At 43.9% G+C, this 25035-nt stretch carries 20 protein-coding genes; 18 read left to right on the forward strand and 2 right to left on the reverse strand.

From position 1 onward, the window contains the following. The 5 genes from larC (at window position 1) to Q6A92_RS14310 (ending at window position 4678) form a co-directional block, all read left to right on the forward strand. Window positions 1-1263, forward strand: coding sequence for a nickel pincer cofactor biosynthesis protein LarC (gene larC / locus Q6A92_RS14295; protein WP_332238501.1), 1263 nt, complete (start codon window positions 1-3; stop codon window positions 1261-1263). Window positions 1264-1362: 99 nt separating this feature from the next. Then, complete coding sequence (locus tag Q6A92_RS20335; RefSeq protein WP_443029736.1) at window positions 1363-1749, forward strand: flavodoxin; 387 nt, start codon at window positions 1363-1365, stop codon at window positions 1747-1749. Between the two features lie 708 nt (window positions 1750-2457). After that, a complete protein-coding gene (locus tag Q6A92_RS14300; RefSeq protein ID WP_332238502.1) occupies window positions 2458-3225 on the forward strand; it encodes a carboxymuconolactone decarboxylase family protein in 768 nt (255 codons plus the stop codon). Between the two features lie 42 nt (window positions 3226-3267). Further along, window positions 3268-3684, forward strand: a complete 417-nt coding sequence (locus Q6A92_RS14305; protein WP_274400872.1) for a cupin domain-containing protein — start codon at window positions 3268-3270, stop codon at window positions 3682-3684. 148 nt (window positions 3685-3832) lie between these two features. Continuing rightward, window positions 3833-4678, forward strand: a complete 846-nt coding sequence (locus Q6A92_RS14310) for an aldo/keto reductase (protein WP_332238503.1) — start codon at window positions 3833-3835, stop codon at window positions 4676-4678. Window positions 4679-5112: 434 nt separating this feature from the next. Here the strand turns inward: Q6A92_RS14310 and Q6A92_RS14315 are convergent, their stop codons facing one another. Beyond that, on the reverse strand, window positions 5113-5754 hold the full coding sequence (locus Q6A92_RS14315) for an NAD(P)H-binding protein (protein WP_332238504.1): 642 nt from the start codon (window positions 5752-5754) through the stop codon (window positions 5113-5115). A 507-nt stretch (window positions 5755-6261) separates the two neighbouring features. Between Q6A92_RS14315 and Q6A92_RS14320 the strand changes: the two genes are divergently transcribed. The 13 genes from Q6A92_RS14320 (at window position 6262) to Q6A92_RS14380 (ending at window position 22838) form a co-directional block, all read left to right on the forward strand. After that, window positions 6262-6642, forward strand: coding sequence for a MerR family transcriptional regulator (locus tag Q6A92_RS14320; RefSeq protein ID WP_274400868.1), 381 nt, complete (start codon window positions 6262-6264; stop codon window positions 6640-6642). A 1031-nt stretch (window positions 6643-7673) separates the two neighbouring features. Continuing rightward, entirely contained in the window at window positions 7674-9056 is a 1383-nt protein-coding gene (locus Q6A92_RS14325; RefSeq protein WP_332238505.1) for a lipopolysaccharide biosynthesis protein, read from the forward strand. Between the two features lie 21 nt (window positions 9057-9077). Beyond that, the gene (locus Q6A92_RS14330) at window positions 9078-9977 is read left to right on the forward strand and encodes a glycosyltransferase family 2 protein (protein WP_332238506.1); all 900 of its coding nucleotides are present in this window, start codon (window positions 9078-9080) and stop codon (window positions 9975-9977) included. A 319-nt stretch (window positions 9978-10296) separates the two neighbouring features. Further along, entirely contained in the window at window positions 10297-11727 is a 1431-nt protein-coding gene (locus tag Q6A92_RS14335; protein WP_332238507.1) for a polymerase, read from the forward strand. Continuing rightward, window positions 11728-12948, forward strand: coding sequence for a glycosyltransferase family 4 protein (locus Q6A92_RS14340; protein WP_332238508.1), 1221 nt, complete (start codon window positions 11728-11730; stop codon window positions 12946-12948). Between the two features lie 392 nt (window positions 12949-13340). Further along, window positions 13341-14333: a GDP-mannose 4,6-dehydratase gene (gene gmd / locus Q6A92_RS14345; protein ID WP_274400861.1), complete on the forward strand. Its 993-nt coding sequence runs from the start codon at window positions 13341-13343 to the stop codon at window positions 14331-14333. After that, the gene (locus tag Q6A92_RS14350; RefSeq protein ID WP_274400860.1) at window positions 14330-15322 is read left to right on the forward strand and encodes a GDP-mannose 4,6-dehydratase; all 993 of its coding nucleotides are present in this window, start codon (window positions 14330-14332) and stop codon (window positions 15320-15322) included. The genes gmd and Q6A92_RS14350 overlap by 4 nt, the downstream gene beginning before the upstream one ends. Before the next feature lie 936 nt (window positions 15323-16258). Further along, window positions 16259-16939, forward strand: coding sequence for an ABC transporter ATP-binding protein (locus Q6A92_RS14355; RefSeq protein WP_274400859.1), 681 nt, complete (start codon window positions 16259-16261; stop codon window positions 16937-16939). Between the two features lie 83 nt (window positions 16940-17022). Then, window positions 17023-17157 (forward strand): hypothetical protein, encoded by a 135-nt coding sequence (locus Q6A92_RS14360; protein WP_274400857.1) that lies wholly within the window; start codon window positions 17023-17025, stop codon window positions 17155-17157. A 688-nt stretch (window positions 17158-17845) separates the two neighbouring features. Beyond that, window positions 17846-18667 (forward strand): WecB/TagA/CpsF family glycosyltransferase, encoded by an 822-nt coding sequence (locus tag Q6A92_RS14365; protein ID WP_274400856.1) that lies wholly within the window; start codon window positions 17846-17848, stop codon window positions 18665-18667. Window positions 18668-18898: 231 nt separating this feature from the next. Beyond that, the gene (locus tag Q6A92_RS14370) at window positions 18899-20632 is read left to right on the forward strand and encodes an ABC transporter ATP-binding protein (protein WP_274400852.1); all 1734 of its coding nucleotides are present in this window, start codon (window positions 18899-18901) and stop codon (window positions 20630-20632) included. Next, the gene (locus tag Q6A92_RS14375) at window positions 20629-22506 is read left to right on the forward strand and encodes an ABC transporter ATP-binding protein (RefSeq protein WP_274400851.1); all 1878 of its coding nucleotides are present in this window, start codon (window positions 20629-20631) and stop codon (window positions 22504-22506) included. Before Q6A92_RS14370 ends, Q6A92_RS14375 begins: the two co-directional genes overlap by 4 nt. A gap of 155 nt (window positions 22507-22661) precedes the next feature. Then, entirely contained in the window at window positions 22662-22838 is a 177-nt protein-coding gene (locus Q6A92_RS14380) for a hypothetical protein (protein ID WP_332238509.1), read from the forward strand. Between the two features lie 951 nt (window positions 22839-23789). Here Q6A92_RS14380 and Q6A92_RS14385 read toward each other — a convergent pair. After that, window positions 23790-24668, reverse strand: a complete 879-nt coding sequence (locus tag Q6A92_RS14385) for a glycyl-radical enzyme activating protein (RefSeq protein ID WP_332238510.1) — start codon at window positions 24666-24668, stop codon at window positions 23790-23792. Window positions 24669-25035: the final 367 nt, after the last annotated feature.

The raw sequence follows: 25035 nt of genomic DNA on the forward strand, positions 1-25035 counted from the left end.
TTGAAGACGTTATTTTTTGACTGTTTTTCCGGAATCAGCGGGGACATGCTTTTAGGAACCCTGATTGATCTCGGCGTTGACCCCGAAAGACTGAGCGAAGAACTCAGAAAATTGCATGTGGACGGGTATCAATTGAACTTTACCCAAAAAATGACCAGCGGGATCAGCGGTACCGATGCCGATGTTCAGCTGAGCGACGATTCTTCGCCCGATCAGATGCAGCAGCATGCACACGCACATCACGACCATTCCGCCCATTCACGCAATTTGGAAGATTGTCTTGCGATTATTAACGGGAGCAGCCTGTCTGACCGGGTTAAGTCAGGAGCGGCCGGCACCTTTAAAGAAATTGCCTGTGCCGAAGCGCATGTACACAATAAACCGGTTCAGGAGGTTCACTTTCATGAAATCGGCGCCGTCGACAGTATTGTCGATATTGTCGGCACGTTTATCGGCCTGGAGCTTCTGGGCGTAGAAAAAGTTTTTGCTTCCGTCCTGCACGACGGAAACGGATTTATTAACTGTGCGCACGGGGTGATGCCCGTTCCCGTGCCGGCGGTTGCCCAAATGCTGGCTTCCAGTGAAAGGCGTATTCCATACGTTCAGGAGGATATTCCGACAGAACTGATTACACCGACCGGAATGGCGATTATCAAGACCATTGCCGCCGATTTTGGGAAAATGCCTTTGATGGATATCAAGCGGATTGGCTATGGAACAGGGAAACGGCAGACGGGACGAATGAACGCGCTGCGCGGTATCCTTGGCGAGATGAAGGAAAATGTGCCGGAGAACCCGGTCGATGAGATTATGCTTCTGGAAGCCAATATTGATAATCAGAATGGTGAAATGCTGGGCTATACGATGAACCGGTTGTTTGACGAAGGTGCTCTGGATGTATTTTTCACACCCATTTATATGAAGAAGAACCGGCCTGCAGCGGTGCTGTCTGTACTTGCCAAACCCGAAGATGTTAAGAAAATGACGCAGATAATTTTTGAGGAGACAACGACGCTCGGGGTTCGGACTTTTCCCTGTTCCCGTTATACGATGAACCGGGAATTCAGAACCGTCCAAACAAAATTTGGAAAGGTGCGCGTGAAGCATGCTTTCCTAAAAGAAATAGAAAAGGATGCTCCTGAGTATGAGGACTGTGTCCGTCTGGCCAAAGCGTACGCGCTGCCCCTGCATCAAGTATATGATTCCGTTTATGATGCCTTAAATAACATGAGAGCAAAGATGGAGGATAATCCCAATGAGTAGAAAAATAGTGACGCAGTCCGCAAGGCCTAGTGAAGGCATCTCAAAAATTCTGGTAGCCTGTTTTTCACGTTCCGGCCATATACTGAGCTTGCCGTTCAAATCCACGGAGCGGTTGGCGGTTCCGTTTTCAAAATTGTGCCCGCATTTTCATATCCCAGTGATTATGATGAGATCGTAAAACAGGAAAAACAGGAACAGGACTCAGATTACAGACATCCGCTGGTCGCAAAAGTCGACAATTTCGAGTTCTATGCTGTGTTCTTTGTCGGCTCGCCTATTTGGCGGAGTTCAATCGCTTCGCCGATCAAGACATTTTTATCCCAATACGATTGGACAGGGAAAACAGTTGACCCGTTTAGTACGCATGGGGGTATGGTTCGGGGCAAAGCGTTAAAGATTTTACAGAACTCTGTCCACAATCGCCTATTCTCAAAGGTTTTACAACTAAGGCGAAAAAGTGAAAAATTATCAGACTGGTGCTTCTAATTGGCTGCGTGAGATCGGAATGATAAGATAGGCTGCATTCACCCGTTAAAGACTATCACCATCAAAGAATATTAATTTTGCGAAGATGTCTATTAGATGATGCGGAAACGGTTTGACATCAGAAGGAAAAATAAAATTCTCTTGATTTTTGTGCCGGATTTCAGGTGTTTTGCAAGGCAATAAGATGGGCAGATAGGGACGATCTATGACAAATAATCCCCCCTTTTTTTAATGTTCAGCTTGATCTGTAGTTAACTCAAAATGATAACGTTAATTTTAGAAGCAATATTTAGGTAAGCAATTATAACTGATGGGGGCCAAACCGGAAAAAGGTCTATAAAAAGTGAGTAAAAACACGATGAAGAATATATTATTGCCGGCGATCTATTGTCGATAATCCTTACCCAATGGATTTCATAAATCTGTGCTGTTTTTGCGGCTGGATAAACGTTTTCAATTGTGGATTTGCGGATCATAAGATATTCCGCATATGTATAGTATCTGCAAACGAGCCGGGATCAGCCTGTGTACAGTTCGATCTTCGCTGGGATAAATAAATAGTACGTTACTGGAATACTTAATCTTCCCTTATCGCTCAGCATCGAGTTGACAATCCTATTAAGGTTGGGGCAAAGATTTTCGTTATCGGCAGGGCATGTTAACGTCAAAAAGGAAAAATGATAACATTGGTCGGAAAGGAGCAATAGAATGGGTAGAACTGAATTTTCAAATAAATATCGTGAAAGAATGTTTCCGGGATATAAATCAAAATTTTTAGAAACAGATCCCGAGTTTATCGAACGCTTTGACAACTTCGCCTTTGATGAAGTTGTCAACAGTGACGACCTTGATGACCGGACACGAATGACGGCAGTTCTGGCAACACTTATTGGCGCACAATGTGTGAGTGAGTACAAGGCGATGATGACAGCCGCCTTGAACTTCGGAATCACTCCGGTTGAAATCAAAGAGGTCGTCTATCAGGCGGTGGCCTACCTCGGCATCGGCAGAGTGTTTGATTTTCTGCATGCAACCAATGATGTACTGTCGGCTCAGGGAATTAAGCTGCCGCTTGAAGGACAAGCGACGACAACGGCGGAAAACCGTCTGGAAAAGGGCATTCAGACGCAGGTTGATATCTTTGGACAGCGGATGGCGGGATTTTATAAATCCGGACCGGCTGAATCGCGCCATATGCATCGCTGGCTGGCAGACAACTGTTTCGGAGATTATTATACGCGGAAGGGCCTTGATTATAAGATGCGCGAGATGATTACCTTCTGTTTTCTGTCAGCCCAGGGCGGTTGCGAACCGCAGCTTACCAGCCATGCCGCAGCCAATATGCGTATTGGCAATGACAAGGTATTCCTGATAAAAATCATATCTCAGTGCCTGCCCTTCATTGGCTATCCCAGGAGCCTTAATGCGCTTGGCTGCGTCAACGAAGCGGCGAATCAGATGGAGAAAACAAAGTAAAAACGCAAGACGCAAAAAATAATGGAGATGGCGGCGATAAACATGAGTGAATCAACGGATTTAAGCAAGGGTGTCATTTTTCCTATCGGAGACAAATTGCCGGAACCATTCAGCAGCAATTTTATTGGTCAGGCTTATTTGAATATGCTGACGACTGCAGGCGTTCCGATCGGCAATGTGACTTTTGAACCGGGATGCCGGAATAACTGGCATATCCATCACAAAGGCGGGCAGATTTTGCTGGTCACCGGCGGCCGGGGTTATTACCAGGAATGGGGAAAAGAAGCGGTGGAACTGCATCCGGGAGATGTGGTCAATATTCCATCGGAAGTGAAACACTGGCATGGAGCGGCGCCCGACAGCTGGTTCTCACATCTGGCCGTCGAGGTTCCTGCAGAAGGGGCTTCCAACGAATGGCTGGAAGCGGTGACGGATCAAATCTATGGAAAATTGAAATAATCGTAAGCAGAGTATATCGTGTCTGTTAAATCCAAATCGGAAGGAAAGATAAAACAGGGTATTAGGAAGATCAAACGAAAAGGGATCTGCAATTTGGGTGAAGGCAAGCGCGATAAGTTAAGGCGGTAAATTTAAGGAGGAGAAACAAATGGACTATGTGACGTTGAATAATGGAGTCAAGATGCCGATTTTAGGATACGGTGTCTATCAGATCCCGGATCTTGAAGAATGTGAAAGATGCGTTCTCGATGCGATCAGTGTAGGCTACCGTTCGATTGACACGGCACAGGTTTATAGAAATGAAGAGGCTGTAGGACGCGCGATTAAGAAAAGCGGCGTGCCGAGGGAAGAATTGTTCATTACGACCAAGGTCTGGATTTCTAATGCAGGATATGAAAAAGCGAAGGCCTCTATTGAAGAATCACTAAAAAAATTGCAGCTGGACTACCTGGATTTATTATTAATCCATCAGCCGTTTAACGATTATTATGGAAGCTACCGTGCAATGGAAGAATTTTATAAGAAGGGGAAAATAAGAGCCATCGGCGTCAGCAACTTTTATCCGGACAGATATATTGATCTCGTTCAGTTCAGCGATGTGGTTCCGGCTGTGAATCAGGTGGAAACGCACGTCTTCAATCAGCAGGCCGAAGCTCAGAAATATATGAAGAAGGACGGTACGCAGATTGAATCATGGGGCCCTTTTGCGGAAGGCAGAAACGGGCTGTTTACCAATCCAACATTAAAAGAAATCGGCGAGCATCACAGCAAGTCTATCGCGCAGACTGCCCTGCGCTTCCTGATTCAGAGAGGGATTGTTGTTATTCCGAAATCCACGCATAAAAACAGGATGGAGGAAAACTTCAATGTATTTGATTTTGAACTGACAGCAGAGGAAATGGGAAAAATATCCGGTCTGGATACCGGAAAGACTGCGTTTTTCTCTCATTATGATCCTAAAACTGTAGAGCTTTTGACTGGCCATAAACTATAAGGAATACACCATGATAGCAGGCTTTCTTCGATGAGGAGGCTGTAATGCAGGAAGCAAGAACTCCTGCAAAGTACTTAATAGTATCCTTTTAGGTCTGGGCGCAAGGGTATGACGTTCATCTAATTTGTCGTGAATAAAAAGCAATAAATTCTCGGATATTGTCTGAGAACTTATCGCTTTTTTTTATTTTATCTGCTGCTCATAAATGAACGCAAACATGCATGGATAGAGAAACCACACGTTCTTTTTTAAAAATTATTTATAGGCACCAAGCATCTGGCATGTATGCTGCGCCTGTAAAATAATCAGTGTTAACTTTAGCTTTTTACCTATAGGAAATATAAGGGTTATGGTCGAGTCTGCTTCTTCAGCTATTTCTTATCCCTCCGGCATGCGTCATTTCAAATTTCCGATTGTTTTTACCATCTAAAACTTTAATAAAATGAAGGTTTCGGCCAATCTGTATTCGGTTCGCTGACACCAAGACTTGTCCGTGAATATAGCCCGCTTTTGTCTTGAATGATATCTATGACTAGTTGGGCGACCGCCTGTCTTGTGACCTGCGCGCCAATAAACGGTTCTTCTTTTTGAGTCAGTGAGCAGGCTATATTTCCTTCCTGATTGTAGAGCCACGTGAGACGAAGAAGCGTGTAATCAAGTGCCGAGTCTTCTAATACTTTTGCGGCTGCAGCGTATAAAGATGACGAACTTCCCACCATCCGTTCATTCCATCTGCCGAATGCCCCGGCCACTTCGTGATAAATGCCGAGGACTGAAGCGGCAATGATTCGTTTCACTCCGGCCCGGTTCATTGCTGCAACAATAGACTGCGTTGCTCTCTCGGACCGCATATCATTAACGTACACAATGTCAACGCCTTGCATGGTTTGGACCAATTTATCCGTTTCGTTAAAATCACCGTCGACGAAGATTTCCCGTTTTGATTCTGATACTTTCAAACGCCCGGCTGCATTTCTGGCGTACAAGATCACTTTTGCATCCGTTTGTTTCAGCAGCCCGTCTGTTAACAGTCGGGAAATTTGTCCGGCCGCACCTAGAATTAACACGTTTTTCATCCAGATTCCCCCGCGCATTTTATTTTCAAAAGTCAATCTTTCGATCCATAGACTCCTCTTTTCTTTAAAGGACAAATTCATCTTATCATTTGGATCTGACTCTAAGTCAATAATTTTTCTTTTTCCCGATTAGAAAAACGATCAACAGAGATCATACTCTCAATCATGTGAACGCTTCCCAATCTCAGAGGGGTAATTAAAACAAGCAGTTGACTTAAAGCTAACTCCAGGATATAGTTGAAAATGATCAGAATGAGATCCGCTGATTTTAAGAACCTGTTGCTGAATGTCATCGTCGGAAAATCAGACGAGAATGTGCCGCATTAATCGTTTGCTTAAAATGCATGAAACCAGGTGCCGTATGGCAAAGATAGTCTGTCGCGGACAGGAAAAGTTTAAGACAGTTTTTCTAAGAGTAAAAACACAGCACTGTTCAACCATTTTTTTGACAAGTGTCGGAGTGAAATCGTGCCTGTCTGAAGGAATTAGGTGGATGGGGGAAATTAAATGAATATTTCAGAAGTCAGTGAAAAGTATGCCCTTTCTCCGGATACACTCCGTTATTATGAACGAATAGGTCTAATACCCAAGGTTCATCGAACCCCAGGGGGGATACGTGCGTATGAAGAAGGGGATTTAAAATGGGTTGAATTTGTCAAATGCATGCGAAGTGCCGGCCTGTCAATTGAGGTGCTTATTAAATATATAAGACTGTTTGAGCAAGGTGACACGACTTTAAAGAAGCGAAAAGAATTACTTCTTGAACAACGGCACCTGTTAGCAGCTAAAATTCACACGATGCAAGAAACCTTAGCACTGCTGGATCGTAAAATAGAAGGCTATAATGGTGAATTATTAAAAGCCGAACATAAGTTAGCCAAAAAGTAACAGGTTCATTTAAAAATTCAGCGATCTAACAAATGAAGATGAATTAGAAAAATTTTTGAATACCTTCACATTCTCACTAATGTATTTCAGCAGTTCGGGGCTTTTTGCCCCCTCTAAAGAAAGAACATCTTCAAATAAAGTGTATGAAGCACTTACTAATCACAAGATTGACGGCAGCAGGTTTCTTATTTTTTACATTCACGGATTGCCAGTAAGGTTGATTTAAACTTCAGAGACGTAAATCCGAAACTGATAAGCAGAGAGAAAAAGATTGATCCTTTTTTTCTCTGTTTTCTTGTGCGCCCGGCATGGGTAAATAACTAGGCGGTGAAAGTCGCTGCAGGCCTGGCAGTAGGAACTGTGAATCAGAGGCCAGGGTATCCATCGTGAGGTGGAATCTGAAGAAAGCCGGAGACAAATTCCTGAACCCATAAATAAGAATCGGATACTAAGGCTGAACCAGAGTGGATAAGCTTGCAAACAAAAACGAAGTTCGATGCTGCCCGAATTCGGCTCAGTAAATGTTGGCTACTTAGGAAGAAAATTATTGCCCTTATGAGGACACTAAGCGACAAACCCGGATTTGTGCATCACTTATTGAACAGGTCATTAACCCCCGTTTTCTTGAAATTTGGCGATGGAGCTATTCGAAATCTTAAAAATGTTCCACAAGTGCAAAAAACGATCATTGATAAATAACAAAAGGGTCTGAATTGAATCATTCATTAGGGTTTATGAACGGGATTGCCAATAATCGGCCGAATCGAGGGACTCGGAAACGAAGAGTCGCCGCCTGAAATCAATGATTTACTAGGTATTTCGCTTCTGATCAATTTTATTTTTGTCATGTATGATGTAAATATGAATAAAAAAGAGACTGCTGGCAAAATCTACGAGGCTGAAAGGCCGGTTAATCAGTTGACGGAGACACCAACCGCAATTTTTGAGCAGGATCCATGCAGAGCCGTGTGACAAAAGGCCTGTTTCTTGCAAAAAGTGTGCCGTCATTCCAAAAAACAGGAGAACGTGCGATGCATCTTATCAGAGATATTGGCAAGGTATTCAGTGCCAATCTATTAAGTGTTTTAGTCGGGATGGTGACCGGGTTTCTGATTCCGGCCTTCCTGCCGTTAACAGCCTATGCTGAATTGAAAACGTTCACACTTTATGTCAGCTATGTCGGTATCCTGCATTTTGGTTTTATCGACGGCATTTTTGTGAAATATGGCGGCAGACGATACGAAGAAATCGACAAGAATGAGCTGATAAAAGAAAAAACTTTTTTGCTGTTCTTTCAGGTCGGTGTCACCATTCTTTCTTTGCTGATCGGGATTTTATCCCGTGACTGGATTTTTATTGCACTGGCTTTGTCGATTATCCCGATCAATCTGGTGACTTTCTATAAACTGGTTTTTCAAGCCGTCGGCGAATTCACCGCTTATTCCCGGATTATGTATGCTTCTTCCTGGGCGACATTATTTGTTCAACTGGTCATCCTGTTCATTCTCAGGTATCAGACGGCAATGCCCTATGTTGGCGGATGGGTTGTCCTTAATTACATCGTTTATATCGCCTTGGAATGGAGAATGCCGTTAAAAGGAATCAGGCTGGGTTTTGATCTGAAAAAGATCAAAACACTGTTTTCCGTCGGCATTTTCGTCGCACTCGGCAATTTTGCTTTCATCACGTTTTATTCCATCGACCGCTGGTTTGTGAAAGCTTTTTATTCTACTGCAAGCTTTGCATATTACTCATTTGCGATTTCGATCATGCAGACGATTAACATACTGACTACATCATTGACGGCAACTTTTTATCCATATTTGGCTAGATTGAGGGATCATGCACAAATGCAGATATTAAAAACGATGATGCTTATTTTGGGAACACTGCTCTGCGGCAGCTATTTTGTCTTTGAAATCATTGTTAGAGACTTCATTCCGAAGTATATACCGGCTTTAAGCATTGTCTCAATCTTATTTGCCGCCATTCCTGCTATGATCATTTTCAATGTCATCTACGTCAATCTATATCAAATCGAGAGGAAGCAAAAGAAGTATTTTCTGGAAATGGCCGCTGTCCTGGCTATTTCCGCTGTTCTCATGCTGACTGCGAGCCGCTTTGTCCATGATTATCGAATCATTTCGTTTATTACCGCCTTTTCGTTTTATCTGTTATTTCTAATTGCGATGAGAGATTTTCGTTATCTTCCTGTCGGTACAAAAGATATTTTGTTTATTTTGAGCTTTCTTGTGGTGTTTGCTGTATGTGTCATCTCGATTCATCTCTATTTTAATTTGTTCGCTTTTTATTTGGGTGTTTCTATTTTAAGCGCCGCCGGCTATAAAAAAGAATTATTGCATATAAAACAGACCGTTTTAAATAAAAAAAATAAACAGACCGGCGTGATTTGAAAGCCATTGGGGGATCGGATGTTGAACAAAGTTGCTATAATCATCTTAAATTGGAACAACTACAAGGATACGACGGAATGCCTGCAGTCTGTCGATAAGCTTGATTATAAAGATTTCTGTGTTTTCCTGGTCGACAACCATTCACAGGATCATTCTTTTAGAAAGTTAAAAGAAGACTATGAGCACCGTCAATATAATATGGCGATCATGTTTATTCAGAGCACTGAAAATCTAGGATTTGCCGGCGGAAATAATCTTGCGATTAAACAGGCTTACGATCAAGGTTATTCCTATTTTTGGCTGCTGAATAATGATACGGTCGTTTTACCTGATAGTTTGATCTATTTAGTAGAAGAAATGGATACGGATCCGAATACCGGTATGGCAGGATCGAAAATTTATTATTATGGGACACGGACAATATGGTTTGCCGGCGGGAAAATCAATACCTTCACGGGAAGGGCCAGACATCCGGGCATCGGGGAATCCGATTGCGGGCAGTATGATGTGAGAAGAGAAGTCGATTATATTACCGGATGCAGTCTGCTTGTCCGCAGAGAAGTAATTGACTCGGTTGGTTTAATGAAAAAAAAATACTTCTTATATTTTGAAGAGGCCGAATGGAATTTAAGGGCAAGGAATGGCGGATGGAAAATGATTTACAGGCCGGAATCGGTTATTTTTCATAAAGTTTCCATATCTACCGGCGGAGAAAAAAAACAGGCACCGTTTGTCGCGTTCTATGAGATACGAAACGCTTATTGGATGATTAAGGAGACCCAGCAGAACAGAATAAAAATATGTGTTTCTTTTCTTTACAAATACTATCAGGCGCTTAGAAAAATCATGGATATTTATCGATTTAAACAAGATAAAAAGATAATCAGAATTAAATACATTATTAAAGGCCTACTGAATTAGTGATAAAAGTCACGCACTGCTAACTGCCATCCATTTGTGAATGATTGCTTTTTTCTTATCGAAATTGCTTCCCTTTCCTGATGCGAAAAGGTTCCTGTCTTTTATACAGCATTCCATCTTTTTGCCCATTAAGAGAGAAAATGAGACTGATGATTCATATTACGGTTTTATTGCCCAAAAAGGAAAAATATGATTTAGAATAGAGGATGAAAATTTTGGATAGATAAAAAGCTATCCGGAGAGATAGGGGAGATGATGGATATGAAATTTTAGCAGGTCAATGATCCCGGAAAATGAAAACAACGAGGATGCTATCACTGTGGAACATCTGCTTTTAAAAGAAAAAATGGCTAAATGTGTTCTAATACTCTTATTAAGCCTCCTGATAGGGACTTTAAGTGCTTTTTTTCCACTCAGGCTCTTGCTGTTTCTTTTCGCCGTACTCATAATAACGGTGTTTATCAGTTGGGGAAATGATAACAAATTCGTTTATGCGTTAGCCATCATGATCGTTTTTCAAAATTTTATCGCCATCATTTTCTCGGGGATGGGTCAATCGTTTTTTGTCACGGTCGTTATATCGCTGAAGGAATTGTTTGTCTATGGCTGCATCGTCTTTTTTTCCCTTTTTAGAAACGGCGCTGAACTAAAAACATTTCGTTTGGTCAATTGGGCCGCCTATGCTTATATCTTTTTGATTATTGCCTATTTTCTGTTTCTCAACGGCATTCCGTTATTTACGAAAAGCGTTTCGGGACGGCAATTGATCACTCCGGCGGCTCTCTATTTATTCGGCTTCTACGTCAAATCTAAACAGGAAAGAATAATGCCTTATTATCTGCGGATCGCAGCCGTTGTCGTCATTTTTGGTTTAATCGAGACTTTCCTGTTGGGCGATCAGTTCTGGATAAAGCTGGGGATTCAGCGTTATATGGATGATAAGGGAATGACTTTGTGGGCATTCGGCAACAACGGGCTGCCCGGAAATTTTTACTCGTTTGATTTTTCCGGGTTTATTGGAACGGATCTGCGGCGAATGGTGTCGTTCATTGCTGATCCGACGCTTCTCGGCCAGTTTCTCGTCCTGCCGGTTCTGTACAGTGTACTTGCAAAAGACCGGTTTAAGAATAAGAGAAAGCGACTGATGTACAGTCTTCTTTTATCAACAGGGATGCTGCTGACTTTATCTAAAGGGGCGCTGATATCGACGGCGATTGGCGTACTGGTCTATTTGCTTTTGAAAAAAAATCGATTCAGTCAGTTGATCGGTATGGCAATGGGCTATATTGTTATTTTCTTTCTCGTAATTATTCTGGCAAATTATCAAAAATTTTCTTCGCTGCCGGCACATCTGAACGGACTTACCAGCAATTTGTTAACGGTCGTAAAATTTCCGTTTGGACTCGGTTTAGGGAAAAGCGGCAATTTTGCCAGTCTCTATAACACGAATGGCTCCGCGGATACGACGAGTGCCGGAGAGAGTTTTATCGGCGCGATGCTGGGTCAAATCGGCATCGTCGGAACCCTTTTGTTTTTTGTTTTCATTGCAGCCGTTCTTTCGGCACTCGTAAAAAGATACTGTTTGAGCCAAAACAGTGATTTTTTAATCTTGGCGAGTGCTCTGGCGGGAACGGTGGCTGCTTCGTTTCTGAGCGAGTCGGCGATTAGTTTCATTTCCGCAGGACTGATTTTTACCATTTCCGGCATTTACTTATCAAATGAAAGTCATGATCAGGGAAGTGAAACATGAATGAAGATTTTATTTCTGAATAATTTGTTGCCTTACCCATTGGACAACGGCGGAAAGATCAAAACCTATAACACCTTAAAAGCCTTGTCCCGCCATCATCAGGTGGACTTGCTGGCCTTTGTTAACAGCGAAAATGAAAGGGCATACATAAGACATTTAAGTGCTGTTAGCCGTCAAATCGATGTTGTCTGCAAGACGGTGATCAAAGATACATCAAAATTAGCGTTTGTCAAAGACTATCTATTCAGCACGTTCTCTTCCTTGCCTTATGTGGTGAAAAAATTTTATACAAATGAGATGAAGAATAAAATTGTCCGTCTTCAGCGGGAAAATCAATATGATTTGATCTATGTCAATCATTTATCAATGATGGCCTATCATAACTGCTTTGAGACAAAAGTAGTACTCGATCAGCAAAATGTTGAATCCCTGATTTTCGGCAGATTTATCGCGCAAACGAAGAATCCGCTAAAAAAGGGACTCGGTTATATCGAATTTATCAAACTGAAAAAATTTGAAAAGGACATGCTTCGCCGGGCTGACCGTGTTATTGCCCTGAGCGAAGCCGACAAACAGGCTTTCACCCGCATGCTGGGCCGCGATAAAAAAGAGATCGCAGTTATCAGTATTCATATTGATGAAAAAATGTTGCAGTTCAGTCCTCCCGAGCAGAATAAAATCCGTTTGCTGTTCATGGGGACGATGAGCTGGTATCCGAATAAAAACGGAATGCTCTGGTTTCTGGAAAACTGCCTTCCAAGGCTCGATCCAAAAAAATATCATCTTTACATTTGCGGAGCCCATCCGCCGAAAGAATTAACGGCCTACCAAAATAAGCAAAATGTGACGGTCACGGGATATGTGAAAGATATGAATGATTACATCCGAAAATGCGATATCGGCATTGTCCCTTTATTTATCGGCAGCGGCCAGAGAGTGAAGATCATTGAATCATTCGCCAAAGGTCTGCCCGTGATTTCAACTGCTGTCGGCGCAGAGGGGCTGGTGACGGATGAAGACAATATCTTGATCGCGGACAGTGGGGAAGAATTTCTGGATGCGATCAAAACGTTATCCGAACGTCCGGATCTCAGGGAAAAAATAAAAATGAATGCCAGGTTGACGTATGAAAACTATTATTCGAATGCCAGTTTGAGCGAGAAACTGGACAGGGCGCTGCCGGAGCATGCGGCTATGCAGTCTGGTCAAAAGGTCCTATGATCACGGCAAAAACTGACCATTCGGCGGATAAAAGCCGAATTCAGTGCTTTAAGAATCTGACGGGGACGGGTGCCCTCTGCGTTCAGCAAGGAAGTCTGTATGCGAATAAGAGCGGCGAAGCCTTTTACCGATAGAATGCGGTTTTGATTTAAGAAAGTTCAATCTTTGCGGGACAATAAAATCGGGACATGAATATGCAGGCTGTTTCTTTGCTCTTGTAAACAGAATACACGGAAAACAGGCCGGCAGAGTGCCTATATTTTACCAAATTGGTATAATATTTATTCCTGCTCTATAAGGGGTTAATCCAATAGGACCGGGGAATTGACCTTGATTTTCAACTCCCATACGTGAGTCACTGACTATAAATTTGTGAAAAAGGGGTAATGCAGATGAGATCAGCGCTAGTTACCGGCATTACGGGTCAAGACGGCGCTTACCTGGCAAAATTTCTGCTTGAAAAAGGGTATAAGGTCTACGGCCTGATTGCCAGAAGGAGCACAGATACGAAATGGAGATTAAGAGAACTGCAAATACTTGATCAGGTCGATTTGATTGAGGGCGACATGACCGATGTAATGTCACTGATTCGCACATTGAAATTGGCCGCTCCGACTGAAGTATATAATCTGGCCTCGCAGAGTTTTGTCGGCACATCCTGGCAGCAGCCGATTCTGACTGCTCAGGTGACTGGCGTCGGCGTCCTGAATATCCTTGAAGCGATCAGATGGGTTGATCCGTCGATCAGATTCTATCAGGCTTCGACTAGCGAGATGTTCGGGCTTGTTCAAGAATCGAGGCAATCTGAAAAAACACCGTTTCATCCCAGAAGCCCTTATGGTGTGGCCAAGATGTACGGTTATTGGATCACTGTAAATTATAGGGAGAGTTTCGGCATTCATGCGTCCAACGGCATTCTGTTTAATCATGAGTCGCCGCTTCGGGGAATTGAATTTGTCACCCGAAAAGTGACAAACGGCGCCGCAAGAATTAAACTCGGCCTTCAAAATGAACTGAGGCTTGGCAACATTGAAGCAAAGCGGGACTGGGGTTTTGCCGGAGACTATGTTGCGGCAATGTGGCTGATGCTTCAGCAGGATCAGCCGGATGATTTTGTCGTGGCTACGGGAAAAGCAGCTACTGTCAGAGAAATGTGCCGGATCGCTTTTGATAAAGTGGGGTTAAATTATGAGAATTATGTCACAGTTGATCCTAAATTTTATCGGCCGGCGGAAGTTGAAGTGCTATTGGGAAATCCGAAGAAAGCGTGCAAAAAATTAGGCTGGCAAGCGAAAACCTCACTGGAAGAACTTATTGGGATGATGGTGGATGCCGATTTAGAAAGAGTGGCCAAAGGAATGCAGCAAAGCCGTGTTCTGCAATGAAAGTGCTGATAACAGGAGCAAGAGGCTTTGTCGCCCGGCATTTAACAAGAAAATTGGCCCGGGATGGCTATGACGTCTATTTGACGACTCATTCCGGCATAAAAAGCAATAAAGTGAATACTGTTTTCCCGATGGATGTAAAAGATGTGATGAGCGTTCATTACGTGCTGAGTGCGGTCCGTCCCGATGCGATCATTCATTTGGCGGCTCAAAGCAATATATATGATGCCTGGCAGAAACCCACGGAGACAATGGAGATTAATTCCATCGGGACTCTGCATCTCATTCAATCGATTCTTGAGGAGGACCTACGCTGCAAATTGATTATCGTCGGCTCCGGTGAAGAATATGGGGCAGCCGCAAAGACGCATCGCCTGTTGACAGAAGAAAGCCCGTGTTATCCGCAGAATCCTTATGCCGTAAGCAAATTTGCCGCCAGTCAGCTATCGGTTCAGCTTTCACAAAAAAATGATTTAAATGTGGTTTATCTGCGGCCATTCAATCATTTTGGGCCGGGTCAGCGAAAGGGTTTTGTTATCAGTGACTTTTGCTCGCAAGTGGCTTTAATCGAGCAGGGATTAATCAAACCGATCATCAAGGTCGGAGATATTTCGACTTATCGCGACTTTTTGCCGATTGATGATATCGTTGCTGCTTACGAACGGGCGGTCAGCGAAAACATTCCGGCCGGCATCTATAATATCTCATCGGGGAATCCCATATCGATAAACTATCTTTTACATAAAATCCTGGCCTTTTCCGCGATGACCATTCATATTGCCAGAGATGAAAAACGATTCCGGCCGGCAGAAGTCAAGTCATTTGCCGGCGACGGGAGCAAGTTTCAGAAGGCTGCCGGCTGGTTGCCTCGCTATGATATCGACGGCTGTTTATTAACAACTCTCAACTGGTGGAGGAGTAAGGCAAGCCGACGCCCTGCTGATTTGTCTGCGATTTCTTCAAAAACTTCGGGTTCCCGTCAAAGTTAAATGGCTGCAGCAAAGTGAATAGTCAAAGCTCAAAAGAGGTGTCGATGCTTCTTTTGGGCTTTTTTAATGCGAACTTAAGTTTTCGTTATTTAAAAAAGCAAACTGAAGATAGGTGCCTTTCTTCCCTCTTTTTTTGCTTGACAATTTGTCGGCAAATCTTTGGGCTTTACGTATGAAACATTGATAAGCAGGCTTTCCTATCTATGGAATAGGTAAAAGTTTTTAAAAAAATGTACGGCTCTATTCGCATTTTCTGTGATTTTTTTAACATATTATCTATTATTTTTATAAAAATTTCCAAAAGTTAATACCATTCGCCTAAAATGGAAACATTAATTGTAATTAAATTACCAATTGGGACTTAGTGTTTACGACAGTTGAATGTTGAAAGCGCTTTTTTTGAATGATATTCTAAAAACGTAATAGATGTCACACATTGGTAATACATGATTTAGAGAAAAGGAGGCAAGAAAATGTTATTGAGCACATTAGGCGTCGTTCTTTATCAATTGTTGGCAAAGCTTGAATCCCTTCTCTAAAATTGCTGAAAGTTCATTACTTATTTTAAGTTACTTATCTATTTTACATCGGTAAATAAAAAAGAGAAAGAGGTCGGATTCAAATGTTATTGAGCACTCTAGGCGTTATTCTTTACCAAGTATTGGCGAAACTCGAATCTCTTCTGTGATTCGTTTGGTTAAAAGGTTCCTTGTCTGGTTTCATAGATAGAGAAAAATGGGTGTTAGGAGTTTTTCCTTCCTATGGTGACTCTCTCCTGACACTCATTTTTTTTAATTAAGGCACTGTTACTTTAAATCAGAGGGTCTGCAGCGGCGGGCTTCCATCCTGAAATATCATCGGCCACTGTGTGAAGAACGGTATGGCCTTTCATCTTCTAAAAAACGTTTTTGCCGGTCTTAAGGAGGAACAGACATCTTGATTTCAATTAAAAATCTGCAAAAGCATTACACTTTAAACAAAAAAAGTATCCCAATATTAAAAGACATTAATATTACATTAGTTCCCGGAGAGATGACCTGCCTGACCGGCGAATCGGGCTGCGGGAAATCCACACTTTTTAATATTCTTGGCGGGCTTGACGATTACGACGGGGGAGAATATCTCTTTAATGAAAAAGATGTCAAAAGTTTCTCTGAAAAGGATTGGTCGAGCTTCAGAGCGAAAAATATAGGGTTCATCTTTCAAAGTTTCAGCTTGATTCCGCACCTTTCAGCTTTAAAAAATGTTGAAATCAGTATGACCTCAAACAAAATACCTAAAAGCGAGCGGGGAAAAAGAGCGAAAGCGTTATTGGACAGCGTGGGGTTAAAGAACCGATATGATTACATACTCAGTCAATTAAGCGGCGGAAAAAAGCAAAGAGTGGCAATCGCCAGAGCCCTGGCCAACGACCCGGATATTATGCTGGCGGATGAGCCGACCGGAACGCTGGATTCCAAGAGTTCAAAGCAAGTGATGGCGATTCTCAAGTCAATCGCAGAACGAGGCAAAATTGTATTGGTTGTCACCCATTCTTCCGAGCTGTCCCAGTTGGGGGATAAGGTTATTGAAATGAAAGACGGCAAGATTGAATGTGTCCGGCGTGCCGCCGGATAAAAAAAGACAGCGGTCAGGGTGCAGTAACCCGGCTGAAAGACAGCCGACGACATATAAACGGTTCTTAAAAGTAGGAGCAAGAAATGGAGAAATTTTCTTACCTCATGGGCGCGCCGACAGCCATCTTTGAGATTGCGATCATCGCTGCGCCGCATAATAAAGCATCCAGCATGATACAGGATGAATTTTCCGGACGAAAAGCTACTGCACACATATAAGGTTCTGAGTGATGGAGTAAGAAAGCTTTTTAATAAGCTGAAAAATCTATCCGCCATTCAGACAGTCTAGCTGCCCAATTCCGTTCCAATCGGTATAAGGGACATGCAGCGATTGAGACGGAGGATCCTTTTTCCCTCCAAATGAATAAGCACGGCAGCTATTTTATCGAAAACAGTCATGATCCTGTGTAAGGCCGGATGCTGCTGGAATCGGGAGAATCGGAATCTTGAAATCACGCAACGCTTTATAACGATTTTCTGAAAGAGCCATGTCGTCGATCGTCCAGACGCCGATGGGCGCACTGTTTACCGCAGCAGCCGGCATTAGCAATCATAGGGCGGCCGAGGACATTATTGTATTATTTCAACTGAGTTTTCTGCATTATCTGTTTGATCATTATTAAGCGGTTTATTAGAAATGATTGTCTCGCTGGTATCGGCTTCTCCGCCGCTAAGCGGCAAGCCGCTGGGACTTTGAGAAACCCGAAATTTATTTGCGAACGGTTCAGTCCCCGCGGTCAATGACCGAAGCCCGCGGATAAGCCTTTCTGCGTTCACGACGGGACTTTTGACATCGAAGCGGTCAAGAAAAGCCGGTCAAGCGACGGATAACAGCCGATTTTTGTGAAATGAACGGTTTCAAGAATCAAAAATAACTATACGGCTATTTTTAATTAAAGGTGCAAACATGAAAAAAATCGCGATGTTTTCGATTGAAATTGACAATGTCGGCTTAGAAGAGGCTGCAGAATATGTGATTGAAATGGGTACTAATAAAAATTCCTATGATTATGTCGTCACACCCAATGTTGATCATATTATGAGGCTTCAGACTGACGATGAGTTTAAAAAAGTCTATGATCATGCAGCACTTATCCTGGCTGACGGGCAGCCGATAGTTTGGGGGTCTAAATTGCTGGGACAGCCGTTGAAAGAGAGAGTATCCGGTTCCGATCTCTTTCCGCTTGTTTGCAAAGCTTCTGTTTCACGACAGGTAAAGCTGTTCTTTTTAGGAGCGCGCGAGGGTGTTGCCCGAAAGGCGGCCGACAATTTGTCAAAAAAATTCGGCCCGCTGAATATCGTCGGCATTTATTCACCGCCGCTGGGGTTTGAAAGGGATGACAGAGAAACCCGAAAAATTATTAAAATGATCAATGCAGCATCACCGGACATTCTGTTTGTCGGCGTCGGAACCCCGAAACAGGAAAAGTGGATTTTTAATAATCTGCGTCAACTCAAGGTTCCGGTTTCTTTAGGAATCGGTGCTTCTTTTGATTTTGAAGCCGGAATTTTTAAAAGAGCTCCGCACCTTCTGCAGCGGACTGGATTGGAATGGTTCTGGCGGTTTGTTCATGAGCCGCGAAGACTGTTCAGGCGATATTTAATGACTGATACTCGATTTCTTTTTCTGATCCTCGATGAACTGAAAAAAAAGAACTCCCGGCAGAAGCTGAAACGGGCTGGCCGGAAACCGCGTTCCAGGAAGGGTGATCGCGGTCTGGGATCTTAAGAACCGAGAAGCGTCCCGTCATATTTAAGCAGGCGGGAATCGGGGAAAGTGAGCCGCCTTTTTAGAACCTGAGGACCGGGACTGAATGCCGAACGAGTGCGTTCCATTTCGGACAAGGAAGGAGAAAGAGAAAGATCCTCTTCCCCTTTCTTCAGGCCGAATAGCGGAATCGTTTTCATTCTGCCCGGATTAGATAAAATGGAAATCAGCCCGAATCGGAGGATGCAAGTTATGATTCGTTTATCAAAATATCTGCTGCCCTATCGCTGGCCGATTGTTTTTTCACTCGTTTTTGTCTTTTTAGAATCTCTTGCCGATCTGTTTTTGCCGACTATCATGGCGGAAATTGTTGACACGGGTATTGTCAAAAAGGATTTGCCTTACATTTGGAAGTTGGGAATCGTCATGCTGCTTGTGACGCTTTTGGCCGGAGGATTTACTTTGACGGCTAATTATTTGGCTTCAAAGGCGGCGGCCGGTTTTGGCCGCGACGTCCGCAACCGATTATTTGCGCGCGTGGAGGCTTTCCCGCTGCAGGCATTCGATCAAGTCGGTACGGCTTCCCTGATTACGCGGACGACAAATGATGTTGCCCAAGTTGAACAAGTCTGTATGATGATTCTTAAAATGATAGCTACGGCGCCATTGATGTGTATCGGCGGGTTGATCATGGCGGTTTATAAAGATGCCCGGTTATCCCTTGTCCTTGCTGTGGTGCTGCCGCTTATTTTCCTTTCTATCCTGGTCCTTGCCAAAAAGGGGCTGCCGTTATTTAAACAAATTCAGGTGAAAACGGATCGACTGAATCTGATTCTTCGCGAAATATTGACGGGGATCCGCGTTATTCGTTCTTTCAATCAGACGAAACACGAACTTGGCCGCTTCAATCGGGCCAATCGTGAAATAACACAGACCGCGATTCGCGTGAATCAAATCATGGCGGCGGCCGTACCGCTGATCATGCTGATTATGAATCTAGCGCTTATTGCGATTGTCTGGTTCGGAAGCATGCGTATCGACGTTGGCGCCATTCAGGTCGGCGATCTGATGGCCTTTATACAATATGCGATGCTGATCATGGTTTCCATTCTGATGGGCGCGATGCTCTTTATCATGATTCCGAGAGCCCAGATTTCTGCCGCGCGGATCAATGAGGTGCTGGATATCCGAACCGCTGCCGATAATAACGGGGCAAGGGTTCATCTTTCGCCGGCAGACAGTGAACCGGGCATCGTGTTCAAAGATGTAACACACTATTATCCCGGTGCTGAAAAGCCGGCCCTCTCCCATTTGTCATTTGCAGCTCGCCCGGGAGAAACGACGGCAGTTATAGGCGGCACAGGAGCGGGGAAATCAACGTTGCTGAATCTTATCTTGAGATTTTATGAACCTGAAAGCGGAAATATTCTTTTCAACGGCGTCGATATCAGGAAACTCTCTCTGAAAAGATTGCGCGGCATGGTCGGCTACGTACCCCAGAAAACCGGACTGTTCACCGGTACGGTGGCTGAAAATGTCCGGTATGGAGATGAACAAGCGACGGATCAGAAAGTCTGGCAGGCAATCCGCCTGGCCCAGGCTGAAAATTTTGTCAGGAAGATGGCAGGCGGCTGCGATTCGTTGATCAGTCAGGGCGGAAAAAATCTTTCGGGCGGACAGAAACAGCGACTGGCGATCGCCCGTGCACTGCTCAGGAAACCGGCCGTTTATCTGCTGGATGATTGTTTCTCGGCACTGGATTATAAAACAGATATGGAATTGAGAGCAGAATTGAAAAAAATAACAAATTCTGCAATAGTGATCGTCGCTGCTCAGCGGATCAGCACCATCGTCCATGCTGATCAAATTATCGTTTTAAATGAAGGAAAAACAGCGGGCATCGGCACGCATCAGGAACTTATGGCATCCTGCCCGGTCTACCGGGAAATTGTCGCTTCGCAAATGGACAGGGAGGAAACGTTATGAGCGGAAAATATTCTCACAGCAAGGTGCAGAAGCCGAAACCGGCGCCGCCGCAATTGGTGCAAAAACCCAAGAATTTTAAAGGGACGTTTAAAAGACTCCTGACTTATCTGCGGCCGCATAGGAAAGTACTGGCGACTGTTTTTGCCATGGCAGTTATAAGTACGCTTTTCACGGTTATTGCACCGATGCTGATGGGGAATATTACTACAGAACTTTTTAGAAGCATGATGAGACGAATCAGGGGCCTTTCGGGAGCGCATCCCGATTTCCGCTATATCGGCCGGATAGTACTGATATTGCTGGCTTTGTACGTACTCAGTTCATTATTTACTTATATCATGCAATATCTGATGAGCGGCATTTCGCAAAAGATCGTTTATATTCTTCGCCGCCAGGTCGGCGAAAAATTGGATCGGCTTCCGGTGAAATACTTTGACTCTCATCCTTATGGCGACGTCCTCAGCCGGGTGGTCAACGATTCAAAAAACATCAGCAACACGCTGCAGCAAAGCCTCACAGCATCAATCACGGCCATCGTCACTTTTCTTGGCGTGATCACGATGATGTTAATGATCAGCCCGCTGCTGACAGCGGTTCTGCTGTTGACCATTCCGCTGAGCCTTGTCGGCATACTATTGATTGCCAGGCCTTCTCAGCGATATTTTAAGCAGCAGCAGGAGAACATCGGCTGGCTCAACGGATACGTCGAAGAGATGTTTACCGGGCATTTGATTATCAAAGCCTTCGGTCATGAATCCCAATCGATACGGACGTTCAGAGCGATTAACGATCGTTTATACGATTCGGCCTGGAGAGCGCAGTTTCTTTCGGGGATGATGATGCCGCTGATGACGTTTGTCGGCAATATCGGTTATGTGCTGATCGCAATTTTCGGCGGCATTCTTGTCGCCGGCCGTACGATTGCTATTGGCAATATACAGGCGTTTATTCAGTATACGAGCCAGTTCGGCCAGCCTTTAATCCAAATTGCCAATATCTCGAATATTATCCAGTCTACAATCGCTTCTGCCGAGCGCCTTTTCGAGATCCTCGATGAGACCGAAGAAGCAGGCGACCATCGGCGCACGGAAGTCATTACTGATCCCAGGGGCCGTGTCTGCTTCGAACATCTCACTTTCAGATATAAAGCGGATCAGCCGCTGATCGAAGACATAAACCTTGATGTCCGGCCGGGTCAGTCGGTAGCGATTGTCGGTCCGACAGGTGCGGGAAAAACAACAATTGTCAACTTGCTGATGCGGTTTTATGCATGCGACCGGGGAAGGATAACGATCGACGGCGCCGACATCAATGAACTGAAGAGGGAAAACCTGTATCGCCTGTTCGGCATGGTCCTTCAGGATACATGGCTGTTTCAGGGGACCATTCGGGACAACATTGCGTACGGACGAGAAGGGGCGACGGAGCAGGAAATCATCGGTGCAGCCAGAGCTGTTCACGCCGATCATTTCATCCGTACTCTTCCCGCCGGTTATGACACAGTACTGAATGAGGAAAAAACTAATCTTTCGGAAGGGGAAAAACAACTTCTGACTATTGCCCGGGCGGTATTGGCCGATGCCGCGATACTGATTCTTGATGAGGCAACGAGCAGCGTGGACACGCGGACCGAGCTGCATCTTCAAAAAGCGACGAAGGCGTTGATGAAAAATCGGACCAGCTTTATCATTGCCCACCGTTTATCGACGATCCGTGAAGCCGATCTCATTCTTGTTGTCGATCACGGCCGGATCATTGAACGGGGAACGCACAAAACGCTGCTGGAAAAAGGCGGGTTTTATGCCGAACTCTTTAACAGCCAGTTTACCGGGGAGGATGGGGAACAAATGAGTATTCAACCCTCATACTCATAAAAGCTGATTTGGGTTTTTCTTAAATGCCATCCTTGCGACGGGGGTCCTGCCCTGCGAATGAAAGGGATGATTGCTTTCCGTTTTCTTCCGCCCACCACTAAGGTCAGTTCGACAAGGCAGGCGGTCAAAGTCTCATGTACGAAGGCATCGGGCAGTTGAAACAAGCTTTTTATCAAAATGGAGACAAAATTAATGAAGCATTTTTAGATAAAGCGTTGGTCGGGAAAGGACGCGGTCATAAAGGAACGGGCGGAATAAATTTCGTTTCATTTATATACGGATTGTTTGATCATCCAGGTACAGATTTCGGATGCGGCTCGATGGAGGCATGAACACATAGACTGAAAAAAATTCACGAAAAATACGTTTTATTAGATAAAAAAAGATTTACAGATTTATTGTTACCCTGAGTGATATTCTGCGGATTAATTAATTCATGGACAGTTATAAAAAGATTACTATCTGAATGGCCACGGTCTGCATGCTTTTTTAAGAGAAATCGGATCAAGCCGTTTGAAGGAAGAAGCGATAAGGATAGGGTAGGTTACCTATTTAGCGGCGGTGTGAGTTTTCAGAACTTAACCTTTGGAATATCTGATCATCTGCACCAGTGCAGTCATTCATTTTTCTATGGTTATGGTCAGCCCGGTTCTGCTGCTTATCATGTCTCCACGCTGCCGTCCGGCTCCGGCTTATCAGGGCTCTCTATCTAAGATCAGGCAACGGCAGCCTCGAGAATTTGATTTTTCTTATAGAGATTCCATCCTTATTTATTCAGCAGGTAATAGAACCTTGCGATAAACGATTTTGCGATCATGCAGACAGCGAGAACAATCAGAGCTGTCCGCGGATCTCCTACCCATGGCAGCTCCCATTTAAATATCTGCGATAAAACTGCGATTGCGGCGACTGTACCCAATAAATAGCCCAGAATGGACAGCGGGGTGTGCCGGTGCTGCAGATATGAATTTACTGACGCCTAGCATACAGAGCAGCAAGCCGATGATGCCGAGGGTAATCGCGGCAGCCCGCGGGCCTGCAAGAAAAAGATCCTGATTCCGGATAAACCGGACCATACCAGTAACCCGACAATAAGGGTCATGAAAATCAAAATGGACAGATCTCTCATTTTACAGCCGCCCTTATGCGATTCAGATTTTAATCCGATTTATTATTACATGCCCCTTCAGCCATGTCGAGATCACATTTAACTGCAAATACATCACCTCTGAATCCACTTCTGAAGGCGAGTCGATTTCATGGTAAATGGATGAAGCACTGATTCAGTCTCTGGTTTCTCGCGCAGCGACAGAATCTGTACCAGGAGACCATATCCCGTCCAGTTTGACCGCGATGCCTGCTTTGTTCAACATTTTTTTATAGTCCAGAAGATCCTCCCCATGCAGTTGAGCAACATCTTTCAACATATATTCTCGGCCAAGCTGATCATATTTTTTGAGACCGAATTGATGAAAGGGCAGCAATTCAACCTTTTTTATTCCCACCTTATTAAATAGCTCGCCAAAATGAATGGCATCGCCCAATGTATCGTTAAATTGCGGAATGACAGGGATTCTGACCAAAAGATCCTTTCCGGCCTTTACAGCAGTCTGCAGATTCTGAAGAATTAATTCATTATTAACACCTGTTCCCTCATGATGTTTCTGACTGTTCCACTGTTTGACATCAAAAAACATAAAGTTCATGTATTTAATGAATTCTTTAAACAAACTTGGTGCCGTATAACCGGTTGTTTCACAGGCGAGATGAATTCCTTCATCCTTGATCGCCTTAGCAAGTTCAATTGCGAACCTTGCCTGATTGAGGACCTCTCCGCCGGAAAAGGTGACACCGCCTCCGGATTCTTCATAAAAATCACGATCCTGCCTGATCACTTTCATAATTTCCGAGACACTCATATATTCTCCGACCGTTGTAAAACCCCCGTGCGTATCGTCGCGCATTTGTTCAGGCCGGGCTCTCTGAGATTCAGGATTCGAACACCAAGCACATCTCAGCGGGCATCCCTTAAAAAAAACAACGGTACGTATACCCTCTCCATCATTGATACTGAACTTCTGAATATTAAAAATGAGTCCCTTTAAGTCTTTTTTTTCGTTGTGAAATGTGTGATTCAGCTTATTTTCAGAAAACGTTTCCATTCTTAAAACCTCACTTCTGTTAATACACTATTTTTCTTTTATAATTATATCATGGTTATTACGCTTGAAATATGTATAAGTTGTGAAAGAAACTCAATTGAAGAATATTGTCTCTTCAGTATAATAATGCGGTGCGGGAAGGGGGACAATGATTTTGAACCTTGAATGTCACGTGAAAATGATTTGTGAAACATCGTTAATGATCGGACAAAATAGATGGTAAATGCGCCGGCCGAATTGTTGAATGTATCAAAAGTGATCGTCAGGAAAGACTTAGACCGGCTGAAATCGAGGGGCTGCTTCAGAGAAAACACGGCTATGCAATAATGAATCATGCCGACGATATGGCTGCAGATCGGCAAAAATT

Origin of the sequence: Sporolactobacillus sp. KGMB 08714, from assembly GCF_036598985.1 — a bacterium.
Classification (GTDB): domain Bacteria; phylum Bacillota; class Bacilli; order Bacillales; family Sporolactobacillaceae; genus Sporolactobacillus.